Annotated in this window: 12 protein-coding genes; 6 read left to right on the top strand and 6 right to left on the bottom strand. The window is 44.2% G+C overall.

The features are described from left to right. Window positions 1-10: 10 nt before the first annotated feature. The 3 genes from BQ8014_RS06920 to BQ8014_RS06910 all read left to right on the top strand — a co-directional run bounded on the left by BQ8014_RS06920 (window position 11) and on the right by BQ8014_RS06910 (window position 3,505). Window positions 11-2,140: a Tex family protein gene (locus BQ8014_RS06920; RefSeq protein ID WP_080903731.1), complete on the top strand. Its 2,130-nt coding sequence runs from the start codon at window positions 11-13 to the stop codon at window positions 2,138-2,140. Between the two features lie 3 nt (window positions 2,141-2,143). Continuing rightward, entirely contained in the window at window positions 2,144-2,623 is a 480-nt protein-coding gene (gene ybaK / locus BQ8014_RS06915) for a Cys-tRNA(Pro) deacylase (protein ID WP_080903730.1), read from the top strand. Between the two features lie 258 nt (window positions 2,624-2,881). Further along, window positions 2,882-3,505: an REP-associated tyrosine transposase gene (locus tag BQ8014_RS06910; RefSeq protein WP_200814363.1), complete on the top strand. Its 624-nt coding sequence runs from the start codon at window positions 2,882-2,884 to the stop codon at window positions 3,503-3,505. 360 nt (window positions 3,506-3,865) lie between these two features. On the opposite strand, the gene serS is transcribed toward BQ8014_RS06910, so the two are convergent. After that, window positions 3,866-5,137 (bottom strand): serine--tRNA ligase, encoded by a 1,272-nt coding sequence (serS, locus tag BQ8014_RS06905; RefSeq protein WP_080903729.1) that lies wholly within the window; start codon window positions 5,135-5,137, stop codon window positions 3,866-3,868. A 274-nt stretch (window positions 5,138-5,411) separates the two neighbouring features. Then, on the bottom strand, window positions 5,412-5,939 hold the full coding sequence (locus BQ8014_RS06900; RefSeq protein WP_080903728.1) for a C40 family peptidase: 528 nt from the start codon (window positions 5,937-5,939) through the stop codon (window positions 5,412-5,414). 134 nt (window positions 5,940-6,073) lie between these two features. On the opposite strand from BQ8014_RS06900, the gene BQ8014_RS06895 reads away from it, so the two are divergent. Continuing rightward, entirely contained in the window at window positions 6,074-8,065 is a 1,992-nt protein-coding gene (locus BQ8014_RS06895; RefSeq protein ID WP_080903727.1) for a KUP/HAK/KT family potassium transporter, read from the top strand. 66 nt (window positions 8,066-8,131) lie between these two features. Here BQ8014_RS06895 and rpmA read toward each other — a convergent pair whose 3' ends face one another. Further along, the gene (gene rpmA / locus BQ8014_RS06890) at window positions 8,132-8,404 is read right to left on the bottom strand and encodes a 50S ribosomal protein L27 (RefSeq protein WP_080903726.1); all 273 of its coding nucleotides are present in this window, start codon (window positions 8,402-8,404) and stop codon (window positions 8,132-8,134) included. Window positions 8,405-8,425: 21 nt separating this feature from the next. After that, window positions 8,426-8,743, bottom strand: coding sequence for a 50S ribosomal protein L21 (gene rplU, locus BQ8014_RS06885; protein ID WP_080903725.1), 318 nt, complete (start codon window positions 8,741-8,743; stop codon window positions 8,426-8,428). A 300-nt stretch (window positions 8,744-9,043) separates the two neighbouring features. On the opposite strand from rplU, the gene BQ8014_RS06880 reads away from it, so the two are divergent. Continuing rightward, a complete protein-coding gene (locus BQ8014_RS06880; protein WP_080903724.1) occupies window positions 9,044-11,296 on the top strand; it encodes a GH92 family glycosyl hydrolase in 2,253 nt (750 codons plus the stop codon). A gap of 269 nt (window positions 11,297-11,565) precedes the next feature. Here BQ8014_RS06880 and BQ8014_RS06875 read toward each other — a convergent pair whose 3' ends face one another. After that, window positions 11,566-11,844, bottom strand: a complete 279-nt coding sequence (locus BQ8014_RS06875; protein ID WP_080903723.1) for a hypothetical protein — start codon at window positions 11,842-11,844, stop codon at window positions 11,566-11,568. A 168-nt stretch (window positions 11,845-12,012) separates the two neighbouring features. Beyond that, window positions 12,013-13,533 (bottom strand): amino acid permease, encoded by a 1,521-nt coding sequence (locus BQ8014_RS06870; protein WP_080903722.1) that lies wholly within the window; start codon window positions 13,531-13,533, stop codon window positions 12,013-12,015. A gap of 988 nt (window positions 13,534-14,521) precedes the next feature. On the opposite strand from BQ8014_RS06870, the gene BQ8014_RS06860 reads away from it, so the two are divergent. Next, window positions 14,522-17,677, top strand: coding sequence for a SusC/RagA family TonB-linked outer membrane protein (locus BQ8014_RS06860; RefSeq protein ID WP_080903720.1), 3,156 nt, complete (start codon window positions 14,522-14,524; stop codon window positions 17,675-17,677). Window positions 17,678-17,685 lie beyond the last annotated feature (8 nt).

Here is a 17,685-nt window from a genome sequence, read left to right as displayed (position 1 = left end):
AATACCAGATATGACGGCATCTTTTGCGGCGTTTATCGCACGTACCCTCGCAATTTCAGAAAAACAGACGACCAAAACCATCGAACTGCTGGAAGGTGGCGCCACTCTCCCTTTCATCAGCCGGTACCGGAAAGAAGCGACCGGAGGATTGGACGAAGTACAGGTCGGAGCTATCCAGGATGAACTGGAACGGCTGACCGAACTTGCGAAACGGAAAGAAACCATCCTGAAAGCCATTCAGGAACAAGATAAATTAACCCCGGAACTAAAGCAACGCATCGAAAATTCATGGGACGGGACCGAACTCGAAGATATTTATCTGCCCTATAAACCGAAACGGGTAACGAAGGCGGAAATCGCTCGGAAACGAGGCCTGGAGCCGCTGGCGCAACTTATCTTACTGCAAAAGGAACGAACGGTGAGCAACCGGGCGGAGAGCTTTATCACCGGCGAAGTGCCGACGGCAGAGGATGCGCTCCAAGGAGCCCGCGACATCATTGCCGAATGGATTAATGAAAATGAGGAGGCCCGCAACCTGGTCCGCCAATCGTTCGGACATACGGCGGTCATACAATCCAAAGTCATCAAAGGCAAGGAGGAAGAAGGCGCAAAATATCGCGACTATTTCGACTTCTCCGAACCGCTCCGCCGGAGTTCTTCCCACCGGATTCTGGCATTGATGCGAGGCGAGGCGGAGAAAATATTGAAAGTAAGCCTATCGCCGGATGCCGAAAACTGCGTCGAACGACTGAAACGGCGTTTTGTCAAAGCGCAGAACGAGGCGGGCGAACAAGTCTCGATGGCTGTAGAAGATGCTTTTAAGCGGTTACTCAAACCTTCGATCGAAACGGAATACGTCCGCCTCAGCAAAGCCAAAGCCGACGAAGAAGCGATTCGCGTTTTCGCCGGAAACCTCCGGCAACTGCTTCTCTCGCCCCCTCTCGGACAGAAGCGGGTACTGGGAGTCGATCCCGGCTATCGTACCGGCTGCAAACTGGTTTGCCTCGACGCACAAGGAAGCCTGTTGCACAACGAAGCGGTCTATCCCCATCCTCCGCAGAACGAGCGCAGCAAAGCGGCGGCAAAGGTGGCCCAACTGGTTGCCTCCTATGCCATCGACGCGATCGCGATCGGAAACGGCACCGCCAGCCGCGAAACGGAGGAATTTATCACGAACATCCGGTACGACCGGAAGGTACAGGTCTTTGTCGTCAGCGAAAACGGCGCCTCGATTTACTCGGCCTCCAAAGTTGCCCGCGACGAATTTCCGGAATACGACGTAACGGTCCGCGGCGCCGTCAGTATCGGCCGCCGCCTGATGGATCCGTTGGCCGAACTGGTAAAAATCGACCCTAAAAGCATCGGCGTGGGGCAATACCAGCATGACGTAGACCAGACGGCGCTGAAGAAGAGCCTCGACCAGACGGTCGAAAGCTGTGTGAACTCAGTCGGAGTCAATGTGAATACCGCCAGCCGGCATCTGCTGACTTATGTTTCGGGGCTTGGCCCGGCTTTAGCGCAGAACATCGTGGACTACCGGACAGAGCACGGTCCCTTCCTCTCCCGCCGGGAGTTATTGAAAGTGCCGCGCATGGGCGAAAAATCATTCGAGCAATGCGCCGGATTCCTGCGCATTGCCGGAGGAAAGGACCCATTGGACAACTCGGCAGTACATCCCGAAAGCTATCCGGTGGTGGAACGGATGGCTGCTGATCTGGGTTGTAAAGTCACGGAACTGATTGCCGACAAAGAACTAAAGAAGAAGCTGGATTTAAAGAAATACGTCGGCGAAACGGTCGGCATGCCTACCCTGCTCGATATTATGGAAGAGCTGGACAAGCCGGGACGCGATCCGCGCCAAACCATTCAGGTTTTCTCTTTCGATCCGACGGTAAAGAAGATAGAAGACCTGAAGGAAGGGCAGATCCTTCCGGGCATAGTGACGAACATCACGAATTTCGGATGCTTTGTCGACATCGGCATCAAGGAAAACGGATTAGTGCATGTCTCCGAACTGGCCGACCGCTTTGTCAACGATCCGGCGCAGATTGTGTCGATACACCAGCACGTACAGGTGAAAGTTATCGGTATAGATCTCACCCGCAAGCGCATCCAATTATCCATGAAAGGAATGAACTGAAAGATGAAGAAGATTAACAAAACGAATGTCGCCCGACTATTGGACAAGGCGGGCATCACATACGATCTCGTACCGTATGAAGTAGATGAAAACGATCTGAGCGCTACCCACGTAGCCGCCCAACTGGGTGAAGATGTTGCGCAGGTTTTCAAAACGCTCGTATTGGAAGGCGACCGTACCGGCCACTTTGTCTGTGTCATCCCCGGAGCCGCCGAAGTGGATCTGAAAAAGGCTGCCAAGGCATCAGGCAACAAAAGCTGCTCGCTGATTCACGTAAAGGAACTCTTGCCGCTTACCGGTTATATCCGCGGAGGTTGCTCGCCTATCGGCATGAAGAAACGGTTCCCGACCTATATTCATCAGACGGCCGCCGGCTTCGAACGCCTTTACGTCAGTGCCGGACAACGCGGCATGCAGATCCGCCTCTCCCCGCCCGATCTGATCCGTGAAACACAGGCTGTCATTGCCGATCTGATCTCATAACCACTGAATAATCTCGTTCGGCGTAGCGCGTCTTCGCTACGTCGTATTCCGTTGTTCGGCGTAGCGTCTTCGCTACGTCGTAGATAAAAGCAAGGCTCCTGCCTTGCCTGTTTTCAATACATCCAAAATTATGAATATGCAAGGCGGAGCCTTGCTTTTAGCACGGACGTAGGCCCGAGCCTACGCCCAACAAAAACAACAACAATAAAATGCCAGCGTTTAACAATACAACTTATTATTTTATTTAGTTAATTTACAATGTATGAATTTGCATTTAAATTTATGCCAAAACACATTCATATCAGTTCAACAACAAAACTTAACTATGAACAGAAAATGAGTACAGGGTACCAAATTATAGAGCAGGACGGAATTTATTTTCTTACTTTTCAAATTGTAAAATGGGTAGATATTTTCAGTAGAAAAGTGTATAGGGACATAGTGATTGACAGTCTTAAATATAGTCAAGAACACAAAGGATTAGCCATATATGCTTATGTCATAATGAGCAATCATGTTCACTTATTAGTAAAAAGTGAAGCTGCCAAATTGAGCGATACGGTACGTGAGTTTAAAAGTTACACAGCCAAGGAAATGCTAACAGCTATTAGAAACGAAGCGGAAAGCAGACGCGAATGGATGTTGAATATTTTTGAATTTGCAGCAAAACAACACAAACGAAATGAAAAATATCAGGTTTGGACACAAGAGAATCATGCAGAAATAATAGAAAGCAACAAATTTGTGAAGCAAAAGATAAAATATATTCATCAGAATCCAGTCAGGGCCGGAATAGTGGCAAATGAAGAGGATTATTTATATTCAAGTGCAGGGTATTTCATAGGAAACAAAGGATTAATAAATATTACTTCTACGTTTTAATTATTATTGATTTTATTGATATTCAAACAATAAAGAACAAAGAAAAAATCTTTATCCAGTGTCGCATTTCGACGTTCGTAGCGTCTTCATTACATCGTGTTTCGACGTGTTTTTATATTCGGAGTAGCATTTGACTACGTCCCGTTTCGGCGTTTGGCGTAGCGTCTTCGCTACGTCATATTCCGTTGTTCGGCGTAGCGTCTTCGCTACGTCGTAGATAAAAGCAAGGCTCCTGCCTTGCCTGTTTTCAATACATCCAATTATGAATATGCAAGGCGGAGCCTTGCTTTTAGCACGGACGTAGGCCCGAGCCTACGCCCAACAAAATATATGCTATATTCCAAACAATATCTGAAATTCCTATTTTATCAGGTCAAATCCGGTATAGGGGATTAACTGCTCAGGGATCCGGATTCCTTCCGGCGTTTGATTGTTTTCCAGCAAGGCCGCAACGATGCGGGGCAAGGCCAAGGCGCTTCCATTCAGCGTATGGCAAAGCTGTGTCTTCTTATCGACATCCCGGTAACGGCATTTCAGGCGATTCGCCTGGTAGCTCTCAAAATTGGAAACGGAACTGACTTCCAGCCAACGTTTCTGCGCGGCGGAATATACTTCAAAATCAAAAGTCAGCGCCGACGTGAAGCTGATATCTCCTCCGCAAAGGCGTAGGATCCGCCAAGGCAATTCCAGTTTATTTACTAAGGTTTCGACATAATCGACCATCTCCTGCAAAGATTGGTAAGAGTGTTCCGGCTTGTCGATACGTACGATTTCCACTTTGTCGAACTGATGCAAGCGGTTCAGCCCGCGTACATCTTTCCCATACGAGCCTGCTTCGCGGCGGAAACAAGCGGAATAAGCGGTATTCTTTACCGGAAAATCGGATTCGTTCAGGATCACGTCCCGGTAGATATTGGTGACCGGCACTTCAGCCGTGGGGATCAGGTAAAGATCATCCAGGTTGGCATGATACATCTGTCCTTCCTTATCGGGCAACTGCCCGGTTCCATAACCGGAATCGGCATTCACCACATAAGGCGGTTGGATTTCCAGGTAACCGGCTTCACGCGCATTGTCCAGGAAGAAATTGACCAGGGCGCGTTGCAGGCGGGCGCCATATCCCTTATAAACAGGGAAACCGGCTCCACTGATCTTTACTCCCAGTTCAAAATCGATCAGGTCATATTTCTTGGCTAAATCCCAGTGAGGAAGGGCATCCTCAGGTAATTCGGGTATAACGCCTCCCATTTTCTCACAGACATTATCGTCGGCTCCGTTGCCTTCGGGAACGGACTCATGCGGAAGGTTGGGAATCGTCACCAGCAAGGCGTGCATCCCTTCTTCCGCATTATGCTTGGCTTCTTCCAAAGCCTTGTTGCCTTCCTTCATTGCAGCCACTTTGTTCCGGGCGGTTTCGGCTTCTTCCTTGCGACCTTCTTTCATCAGGCGGCCGATCTCTTTCGAGGCCTGGTTCAACCCGGCCAGGTTTGCATCCAGTAGGGATTGGGAATCCCGCCGTATCTTGTCCAACTCGATAATTTGTCCGATGACAGCTTTCCCGTCAAAATGTTTAATCGCCAACCGACGGATCACCTCCTCCGGATTTTCCGTAATTACTTTTAATGTCAACATACTTACATCAATGATTTTAATGCCCCGCAAAGGTATGGAATTATATTTATTTATACTCCTCCCACCCCGGAAACTTATGAGCCTGTTTAAAAATTCCTCAATTTTTTCTAAAGATTATTTCGTTATTTGTTTAGCCTTTTTTGTGCAGTTACTCCGTTCTCAGCTCAAATAACCTACGCTATTATCGCTTCGTAAACGAATCAAGTACCCTAAAAACCGAACTAAACAAATTAACGGGCAAAATTTAGAGAGGCTCTATGCTTCCAAGCGCATTTTACAAATCCACGCGTCCGCCGGCCACCCAAGTGCGGGAATAATACGGATCATCGAGACTGCTGACAACGACTCCGTTGGAGGTACTGGTATGGACAAACTTTCCATCTTTCAGGTAAATGCCGACATGATTCGTCGTGCGCCCTTTCCGCCGTCCGGTCTTGAAGAAAACCAGATCGCCTTCTTGCAAATCCGTTTTGGCAATCATTTTGCAATTGGATGATAACATTCCTTGGGAAGAAGAGGCCAGGGATAGACCGTAAACTTCTTTAAAGATGACCCAAACGAAACCCGAACAGTCGATTCCTTTTTTGGAATTGCCCCCATAGCGGTGAGGAGTGCCTAACCAAGTAGAAGCGGCTTCATATAATTCGATATTATCTCCCGGGGCAATCGGTAAACCGAATTGGCGGGACAACAACACTGGCACCTCCAACTCTTCGGACGAAATCTTCAATGCCCCGCAGGAACTCTGGGCGATCATGATTGTAAATAAGGCTATGACAAGAATGAGTCGTTTAAGCATCATTAGAAAAAGTTCGTTTCGGACAAATATAGAAAAATTTCAATAAAACAACCCTCTTCTGTAAAAAAGAATATCCGTTTTTTTCATTCATTTAAATATTCGAGTACTTTAGCGGCGAAAAAATAGGATTTATTTGCATGAATACAAAAAAACATAACATCCCTTTTAATGCATTAGGAGTAATTCTCGCTATAGGTATCGTTTTTGGAGACATCGGAACCTCGCCGCTTTATGTTATGCGGGCCGTACTCAAAGACCTTCCGGTCGGCGCCAGTTATCAGCCGGACTACATACTGGGCGCTGTCTCTTGCGTCATTTGGACGCTTACCTTACAGACAACCATCAAATATGTCCTAATTACTCTCCGGGCGGATAATAAAGGGGAAGGGGGCATTTTATCCCTTTTCGCCCTCATCCGGAGAAACTATCGCTGGGCTTACATTATCGCCGCTTTCGGCGCAGCCACCCTGCTGGCGGACGGAGTCATTACTCCGGCCATGACGGTGCTCTCGGCCATCGAGGGACTGCATAGCGCAGTTCCCTCGGTCTCTGTCGTTCCTGTCACCATCACCATTATTCTGATTCTTTTCCTGATCCAACCCTTCGGTACCGGTTCCTTAGGCAAATATTTCGGCCCGGTTATGGTTTGTTGGTTTCTGATGATAGGCCTTTTGGGAATCAGCCAATTCATTTTCCGCCTGGATGTGTTCAAAGCCTTCAACCCGATGTATGCATTTCATTTCCTGCAGGAAGCGCCGGACGTATTGGTCATTCTGGGCGCCATTTTCCTTTGTACCACGGGAGCGGAAGCACTTTATTCAGACCTTGGGCACTGCGGATTGAAGAATATCCGTATCTCATGGTTCATGGTCAAAACCATGTTGATATTCAACTACCTGGGACAGGCTGCCTGGATACTGGATAATCCGCAACGGGCAGTGCATGATGTCAACCCCTTTTTCTCCATGATGCCTTCCTGGTTTGTCTTTCCGGGAATCGGCATGGCCACGGTCGCGGCAATTATCGCCAGCCAGGCCTTGATCAGTAGTTCGTTTACCGTCATCAGCGAAGCGATGTCATTAAATATCTGGCCATCGGTTAAGATCAAATACCCGACGGATATCAAAGGCCAGATGTATATCCCCTCCGTGAATTATATATTATTGGCTTTATGCCTGTTGATCGTTTTAATTTTCCAATCCTCCATGAAGTTGGAAGCGGCCTACGGGCTGGCAATTACCCTCAGCATGATAATGACCAGTTTACTCTTGTTCCTTTACTTCCTGCAGACAAAGAAACCCTTATGGTACAGCATTCCCCTGACGCTCTTTTTCCTGATAGTGGAAATGAGCTTTTTCATCGCCAACATGCAGAAATTCACTCACGGCGGCTTCATTTCACTCATAATAGCAGGCATGATATTCTTAATCATGTATACCTGGTACAACGGACGGAGAATTAAGAATAAGTATACGACTTACGATGCGGTAGACGGAACAATACGGCATATCGAGCAGGTTAGCGAAGATCAAACGCTTCCCAAAGTCGCCACTCATCTGGTTTACATCACCCGTGCCAAAAACAAGAGCCAATTGGAGAGTAAACTAAATTATTCCCTCTTCTATAAACGTCCGAAACGGGCGGATACTTACTGGTTCGTATGCCTGATTATCAGTGACGAGCCTTACGAATTCAACTATTCGGTCAAAACGTTCATTCCGAAAAAAGTCTTCAGAATCGACATTCGCGCCGGATTCAAATTAGGTTATCATACCGATAAATATGTACATCTGATCACCAATGAACTGGAAAGAATCGGCTTGGTCGATCTCTCCACCCGGGATCCATCGTTGAAAGGAACCGAAATAAAGGGAGACTTCCTCTTTGTGGTTGTCGACCGGATCTTCCGTAATCTGGAACTGAATCCTATTCGCCGGATCCTGGTTTCAATCTACGACTTAACGAAAAAACTGGCCAGCAACGATGTCCGGGTTCTGGATATCGATCCGTCTTTTGCGGTACAGGAGACTGTTCCCCTCGTTATCCCGGATCATACGGAGGAAGAATTGCGGGGGCTTTTACAGAAATCCAAACTGGAAGCGATCGGCAAAGGGGAAAAGGAGGGATAACAAAAAAATCGGATTGCCATACGTAATGACAATCCGATTTTTTATTATTCTTTACCTGAATCCGGCTTACGCTTCCGCGACCGGTTGCTTGGGCTGGATCGAAACGAATGACCGTTCGTTTTTTCCTTTGCGGAAGGTAACGACTCCATCCGTCAAGGCGTACAACGTATGATCTTTACCGATTCCTACGTTTTCCCCCGGATGATGTACCGTGCCTCTCTGGCGGACGAGAATGTTGCCGGCTTTGGCTAATTCACCACCGAAAAGCTTCACACCTAATCGTTTGCTATGCGATTCGCGGCCGTTCTTGGAACTACCGACTCCTTTTTTATGTGCCATTTCCTTTTACCTTTTTTAATGTTAAGCTACAATCTCTTTAATACTCACTTCGGTGAATTGTTGACGGTGACCGTTCAACTTGCGATGTCCTTTTCTCCTTTTTTTGTGGAAAATCAAGACTCTATCACCTTTTACCAGCGGAGAAAGTACTTCACATACCACCTTCGCTCCTTCTACTGTAGGAGCGCCTACTTCTACACTCCCGTCTTTGTCCACCAACAGCACTTTGTCAAATTCCACTACAGCGCCGCTTTCAGCATGCTGAATGTGGTGAACGAATAACTTCTTCCCTTGTTCAGCCTTAAACTGCTGACCGTTAATTTCTACGATTACGTACATCTGTTCTTCTTCTATAACAGGTTACCTCCCGGGGGTGGGCGCCTTCTTCGGCTCCGCTTGTCTACCCTCTGCAGAATTCAGACCGCAAAAGTATTCATTCTTCATGTATTATGCAAGAATAATTACAAAAAAACGAGTATACTGAATGCATTTATCGAGTATACTGGAATGGTGAATTGAGTATACTGAAAATGTCCATCCAGTATACTCGATTTTAAAAGTATCTTAACTTGTTTTGCCAGGAGGATTTACTACCTTCGCATCTGAGAAGAATTTTTACAACCCCAATATAATAAACTCATGAGAACATTTTGTACGCAAGTCTGCGTGTATCTCCCTCTTTCATTGGCGTTGCTTTCCTGCCAGGGAACCAAACAGGAAACGGCAAGCCAGTTGAACAATTTGACCCAATATGTTGACCCTTACATCGGTACCGGTGATCACGGCCATGTGTTTGTAGGAGCCAATGTGCCGTTCGGACTGGTACAACTCGGCCCGACGAACTATAGCCAGGGCTGGGATTGGTGCTCCGGTTATCACTATTCCGACTCCACGATCATCGGATTCGGACATACCCACCTAAGCGGCACCGGCATCGGTGACCTGGGCGATATTTCATTTATGCCGGCAACCGGACAGGTAGCGCTCACAAGAGGCGACCTGAAAGATCCCGCTTCCGGAATCTATTCCTTATTCTCCCACGAAAAGGAAAAAGTAAAACCCGGCTATTATTCCGTCCATCTGGATCGCTTTCATATCGATGTAGAACTGACTGCCACAAAACGAGTCGGCTTCCATAAATATACGTTCCCCCAATCGGACAGCGCCAAGGTAATTATCGACCTGGAGCATGGCATCGGCTGGGATCAACTGGCAGAAGGCAAGATTATACAGGAAAACGACAGCGTTGTCTCCGGCTACCGCTTTTCCAACGGTTGGGCAAAAGACCAACGGGTTTATTTTACGGCCATTTTCTCCAAGCCGATCCAATCATTTGCCACCCGCAATGTTACCCGCAAAATCGACAACAAAGAGGTAACAAAAGAGGCCTATGGCGAAGCGTCATTCCGGACGTCGGATAAGGAAACGGTTTTAGTGAAAGTCGCCCTCTCCCCCGTCAGTATCGAAAACGCCAAGCTGAATATGCAAACCGAGCTGCCCGGCTGGGATTTCGAAGGAACCATCGCCAAAGCCGACCGGGCCTGGAACGAGGAACTGAATAAAGTCGACATACAAAGCGCAGACAACAAAATCAAACGTATTTTCTATACGGCGCTTTACCACACGATGATCGCACCTTCCGAATTTTGCGACGTCAACAAGGATTATTTCGGAGCGGATCTTCAACCTCACGCCAATGCGTCCTTCACCAACTACACCACGTTCTCCCTTTGGGATACATATCGCGCCGCCCATCCGCTGATTACGTTGATTCATCCCGAAAAAATACCGGATCTCATCCAGACGATGCTGACCATCTACAAGGAACAGGGTAAATTGCCGGTATGGCACCTCATGGGAAATGAAACGGACTGTATGGTCGGCAATCCGGGCATTCCGGTAGTAGCGGACGCACTGTTGAAGGGCTTCACCGGATTCGACAAGGAACTGGCTTTCGAAGCAATGAAAACTTCGGCCATGCTGGACGAACGCGGATTGAAGTACCTGAAAGAATACGGTTATATCCCTTATGACAAAGAGAATGAATCGGTCGCCAAGACGATGGAATATGCATTGGCCGACTGGAGCGTCGCCCAAGTAGCCAAAAAAATGGGTAAAACCGAAGATGCGGACTATTTCCTGAAAAGGAGTAAAGCTTATACGCACTTTTTCGATCCATCGGTCGGATTTATGCGGGGACGTTCTTCCGACGGAAAGTTCAGGACGCCTTTCAATCCGTTCCAATCCATTCACCGGGAGAATGACTATACAGAAGGCAATGCCTGGCAATACACCTGGTTGGTTCCTCATGATGTGGACGGCCTGGTTGGACTGTTCGGCAGTAAAGAAGCCTTCATCCAAAAGTTAGATTCACTCTTTATCGCAGAGGGTGATTTAGGTAAAGACGCCTCTCCCGACATCAGCGGACTGATCGGACAATATGCGCACGGCAACGAACCGAGCCACCATATCGTCTATCTTTACTCTTATGTCGGCCAGCCGTGGAAAACAGCGGAAAAAGTACGTCAGATCCTACGTGAATTATACACCGACCAGCCGGCCGGCCTGTGCGGTAATGAAGACGTAGGCCAGATGTCAGCCTGGTATGTACTTTCAGCATTAGGCCTTTATCAGGTAGAGCCGGCCGGAGGCAAATACATCATCGGCAGCCCGGTCATCGACGAAGCGACGATTCAGGTCGGAAACGGCAAGACGTTCCGGGTGGTTGCCCATAATAACAGTGCGGCCAATCTCTACGTTCAATCCGCCAAACTGAACGGAGTTGCCCACAACTCAGTATCAATCGATTTCAAAGACATTACCGCCGGAGGCGCACTGGAATTGGAAATGGGCCCTGCACCGTCACAGGAATGGGGCGTCAGTCCGAAATAAAAAAAAGGAAGAAAATACATCAATAAATATGAAATGAATCAATAAATGAGGTCCTTGTAGGGTATTCCGTAGGGACGAATTTCCTTATATGCCCCTTTTGACACGTATTCACAACGACGAAGGAAACGGGAAGAAAACTCGGCGTATGTATCTGGCGAACGAATAAGAATACCCTTCTCCAAGGCTTTTTCGTATGCGATCCGACTGACGGGGACTGCGGCAGTAAATGGGCGCTGATAACGGCGTTACAATCAAAAACGAAGATGGGCTTATTCCTCTTCGGAAAGCATTTCATCCAGCTTTTCAGGCGTCAGTCCGTTGTCCGAAGCCTCTTTTCCGGCTTTGTCCAACAGCTTCCGGTATTCCGGCAGGCTTTCTTGTACGCGGTCGTAATGCTGTTCTATTTCGGCCTCATCAGGCAGGCCGGTTTCCGACAACTCGTTAATTTGTTTACTGAATAACCGGTTCAGGTGGGAACGAAACCTATAGAAGCTTGTTCTCCATTTCCGGGCAGTTTCGCTGTCTACTTCCAATACGATACGTTCCATAGGTGTCAATATTATAAAGTTTCACATGAAATCTACTAACAAAGATACTAAAATAAACGATGACAACGAAAATAAAAAATAGAATAAAGACCAACGGATACATGCGGGCGAATGCAATTCGCCCTCTACAAAAATTTTACCACCTTCTTACAATTTACAATACCCGGACTATTCTTTCTCCTCTTTTCGTTTTTCCAATTTCCTTACAACCGAATGTTTACGGCTATAAAGGAAATAAATAGAAACACCAATCGCCATCCAGATGATCAGCCGTTCCCAACTCTCTTTAGGCAACGAGGACATCATCAACAGACAAACCAGAATGCCTAAGATCGGGATAAGCGGTACGAACGGCACTTTGAATTTGCGAGGCACCTCCGGCATCGTCTTTCGCATAATGATTACTCCGATACAAACCAGGATAAACGCAAAAAGCGTCCCGATCGAAACCATATGTCCTAAATCAGAGACAGGGACAAATCCGGCAAAGAGACTCACGAAAATCATAAAAAACAGATTCGTTTTCCAGGGAGTACTATACTTCTTATGTACCTGGGAGAACATTTTCGGTAGCAACCCATCGTGCGACATGGAATAAAACACCCTGCTCTGTCCCAACAACATCACTAAAATAACCGAAGTATATCCGGCAAGTATCGCCAAGATGATACCATCTTGCAGCCAATTGTAAGGAGTATGTGCTATAGCTGTCGCTACCGGCTTTGCATCATTGATAAATTCCGTATAATGTGCCAAGCCGGTCATCACATGTGAAAACAATACATATAATATGGTACATACGATCAAGGATCCCAATATGCCGACAGGCATTCCTATTTTCGGTTTTTTCGCTTCCTGTGCAGCAGTAGAGACGGCATCAAAACCGATAAAAGCAAAAAAGACTACAGCCGCACCACGTAATATCCCCGACCAGCCATAATGGCCGAAGTCATCACTATGTAAGAAATCCCAGAATCCGATTTCTCCGTTGCGCATCGCTTGCTCACCAGCATTAGCAATAATATATGGATCGTGATTCGCCGGATTCATATAACGCCATCCCACGATTATAAAGATGAATACGACGCTTAATTTCAACACAACGAGAATATTATTTGTCCACGCAGATCCTTTTGTCCCCAAAATCAAAACGTAGGACAGCACAAAGACTATGAAGATGGCCGGAAGATTAATTACACCGTTATCAATCACCATACCATTCGATAAAGTCAGCGTTTCAAAAGGAGAAGTAAATAGTTCATAAGGAATGAAATTCCAATCATGCCGTATTAAGAACTCGATCAGGTATCTCGACCAACTGACCGAAACGGTGGCTGCCGCCAATGCATATTCCAGCACCAGATCCCAACCGATTATCCAGGCGATAAACTCTCCCATCGTCGCATAGGAATAAGTGTATGCGCTCCCTGCAATAGGAAGCATGGAAGCAAACTCCGAATAACAAAGTCCGGCAAACAGACAACCGATGGCGGCAATAATAAAAGAAATTGTCACTGCAGGCCCCGCATTATCCGCTGCGGCAATTCCGGTCAATGAAAACAAGCCGGCTCCGACAATCGCTCCTACCCCTAAACAAATCAACGAGGCCGCACTCAACGACCGTTTCAACTCCGTATTGGATTCTACATCTTTCATCAATGCAGACATCGGTTTTCTTATAAACAACATAACTTATCGCATTTATTTCGCCACAAATATATACATAATGAAACAAATAAACATAAAATAAGAGCAAATAAACACGATTCACTTATTATAATGGCCAATTTGAAAAGGAAACTTCAATTAGACTATAGAAGAAAAGCCTTTCTTTAATAATCTCTGAATGTCTATTGTAAATAAGATTAATTCTATATTTTTGTAAGCATTGTCTAACAATAATTATTATGGATACTTTGATATTAAATAGAGAAGAAAAGGAAACGCTGCTTTCCGAATAGACAGTAAAGATATGTATAAGGCCGTGCTGGCTTTTATTGACGCCGTAAAACAAAAAGATAATTGTCCTTTATCCATAGAAGAATACCGCCAATTGGCAGAACAAGCGGTAAAAGACAAAAGGGTCGGCATTCATTATACAAGCATGCAGGATATGAGAAAATCTGAAAGGATTTGGCGTAGAACTTCGCTCCTTAGTAGTCATGAGGAACTATAAAATTATTTATTTTACAGAAGAAGAGGTTATTTATGTTTTTATGATATGGAAATCCTTTTTATCATCTTTATAATCTGATTTTTTATTTACAAAGAGCAAGAATAGATTTTCAATTGATAGAATTTGTACAAAAATCATCAATTAAATGACCTTTTTTACAGGAAAGTTCAAAGTCATATCTCCTTTTTGCAAGAAGATTTCCAATAAAAAGAGACTTTCTTTATTTTATTTTAATCAAAGCTCTTTCACTTTATTTCCACTATAAAATTACATTTTAACACTAACAATAAAATACCTCAAAACAGCTCTAGAGAGAAAAACAAAGATGTTATAGAGGATTCAACATGTTAAATAGATAGTTTTTATCGATATAATTTACACAAAAGTATTGTTTCCTTATTTTTTATATATACTTTTGCAGTTGACAATGTGTTAACATATCTCGATTTTCATATCAAAAAAAGAGCTAATTATATTTGAGTTTAACAAAAAAGTGTGTCTATGAAAAAATGTACTTATTTCTTATTATGCCTATTTATAGGTATTGGAATGGCCTCGGCACAAACAACGCAAGTAACAGGTACTGTTACTTCCGCCGGAGATGGCGAGCCTATTATTGGAGCATCGGTAGTAGTGAAGGGAACGACTAGAGGAACCGTTACAGATTTTGATGGTAAATTTAGCCTATCTGTACCGACCAGCGAAAAAACGTTGGTTATCTCCTATGTGGGAATGAAAAGTGCAGAGGTACCAATCAGACCAATAATGCGAGTAACGCTAGAACCTAGCGTACAAAGTCTTGATGAAGTTGTTGTAACGGCATTGGGACTCAGTAGATCCGAGAAAACATTAGGTTATTCTGCGTCAACCGTAAAAAGCGATGAAATTACAGCAGCCAAATCAGGATCACTTATGTCTGGATTGGTTGGAAAAGTTGCAGGTCTAAATATTTCAACGGCCGGTGGAACGGGAACATCTCAAAAAGTAATTATTCGCGGCTATACTTCTTTTACAAGTAATCAACCCTTATTCATTATTGATGGAAGTCCTATTCAGAATAGCTTTGCAGGGAATGATGTAACGAATAATTCTGTTGACTTCGGCAATTTAGCAGGAGACATTAATCCTGATGATGTAGAATCTGTTACTGTATTGAAAGGAGCCTCCGCAACCGCTTTATATGGTTCCAGAGCAGCAAACGGTGTAATCATGATTACCACAAAAAAGGCGAAGGCCAATCAAAAACCAACAATAACCTATTCTGGAACTTTTTCAGGAAGTAACGTTTTAAGAGTTCCGCAAACTCAAAATATGTTCGGAGAAGGTTGGCCTCTATGGGACGCAGCAGAGAACGGATCGTGGGGACCCAAGTTAGATGGAAGAATGCATGAGTGGGGAGCAGAAATTGATGGAGTAGCAAGACAGAAACCATTCTCTTATGTTAAAGACAACCTCCGAAATTTCTATGAGACTGGACTTGAAATGAATAATAACATAACATATAGCAGCAGTGGAGAACATACTGGAATAGTGATCTCTTATGGAAATCTTTCTTCTGATGGAATTGTACCTTCTGATGTCGATAAATTTGAAAGAAATAACTTTTCTTTCCGTGGAAATACTAATTACGATAAATTATCGATTAGCTATAATGTAAATTACGTAAGAAAACAGATTACTGCGGTTTCTGCGGGTCAAGGAAGTGATGGAGCTGCTCTATTTCAGGAAATTATTCAAACTCCAGTCGATATAGATTATCAAGACTTAAAAGATTTATCTAATCCATATAATACGATTGATAATTACTACACATGGTATGCAGAAAATCCTTATTGGGTAGCAAAAAATAATGGAAATAAATATGTAGACAATCATACATTTGGGAATATTGATCTTAGTTATGAATTTATTCCAGGATTAAAAGGTATCGGACGTATCAGTGGTGATTTTGTCGATTCTCGTAGAAAATCATGGAATGCTCAGGCTATCATGACTGAAGGTTCTTATAGCTATGGAAATAAAACAGATCAACCTGGAACTTATGATGAGTATAACGAATCCCGAGGACAGCTTGATGTTACAGCTTTACTTGATGCAAATTATAAATTAAACGACCTTTTTAATTTAAGTGGATTTGCTGGTATAAATTACAACCATAGGGATCTTTACACAAGTGATGCATATCTTTACGGATTAAATGTGCCAGAGTGGTATAATCTAGAAAATGGAAATGATAAACCCGTAACTGTATCCAGGAATTATAAACGTCGTCTTATTGGAGCTTTAGGACAGGCTGAATTAGGATTCAAAAATTATTGGTTTACTACCCTTTCCTTACGAAATGACTGGTCATCAACATTACCCAAAGATAATCGAAGCTATTTTTACTGGGGAATTAATTCAAGCCTCATCATAACAGATATGTTCCCTTCTTTAAAAAGTAATTCTCTTAGTTTCTTAAAAATTCGCGCATCATATGGAAAAACAGGAAATGATGCAAATTGGTATTTAATAGACACCAATTATGAACCCACCAAGATACTTTTAGGATTTGGAAACCTTAACTTACCTTTAAATGGAGTACCAGGACTCACTGTTGGAAATAGAAGAGGTAATCAAAACCTAAAACCAGAAATCACCACCGAGGGTGAGTTGGGTTTTGATATTAGACTATTTGACAATAGAATAAACTACGACTTTGCATATTATAACAAAAGTACCAAGGATCAAATTATTGCAGCAACACTACCTTATGAAACAGGGTATACGTCATTTACTCAAAATGTTGGAGAAATCCAAAATAGAGGAATTGAAATGGCATTAAATCTTGTTCCTATTAGAACTCGAGATTGGGAATGGAATTTCGATATTACTTTTGCAAAAAATAAAAGCAAAGTAAAAAAACTATGGGATGTCGATGGAAAACCTGTCAATGAATATGTACTCAGGTCTGTTTATGGAGTAGATTATGTCGCACTTGTTGGAGAAGAGTTAGGTGTTTTTAAAGTACCTAAAGTACAAACATATGAAGGGAAAACAGTAGTAAATGCATCTACAGGAAGACCTCTAATAATAGCTGGAGAAAAAGAAGCAGTCGGTACATCTAGCCCAGACTTCACAATGGGATTTGTAAACCGCTTAAAATGGAAAGACCTATCCTTTGGCGTTGTATTCGATTGGAGAAAAGGAGGAAACTTCTGGAGTAATACAGCGGAAATGCTCACATGGAACGGCAACGCTACAGCGACCATGTATAATGAAAGACAACCTTTTGTCATTCCTAATTCAGTAAAACAAGTTGGGGATAATTATACAGAGAATGACGTTCCTATTATGTGGAATGCACAGTATTCTTATTATAACCATTCGACGAATACGGCTCAATACAAAAATTTTGTCCTTCCAAAAGACTATTTTAAATTAAGAGAAGTATCTATCACTTATTCCATTCCAAAAACAGTCTTATCTAAGACATTCCTTAAGGAAGTAGAAATTTCTGCTGTAGGTAGAAATTTGTTAATGTGGACTCCAAAAGCTAATAATTTTGTTGATCCTGAAGCAACCAACTATGGCAATGATATTCTTTCTGAAGTTGGAGAATTTACAGCTGCACCCACGACTCGAACATTCGGAGGTAGCCTTAAAGTTGTATTTTAAATAACAAA

This window comes from Parabacteroides sp. Marseille-P3160 (assembly GCF_900162725.1).
In the GTDB taxonomy this organism is placed as follows: Bacteria; Bacteroidota; Bacteroidia; order Bacteroidales; family Tannerellaceae; genus Marseille-P3160.
Note: the sequence above shows the minus strand (reverse complement) of the source record. Positions and strands in the feature narration are given on the sequence as shown.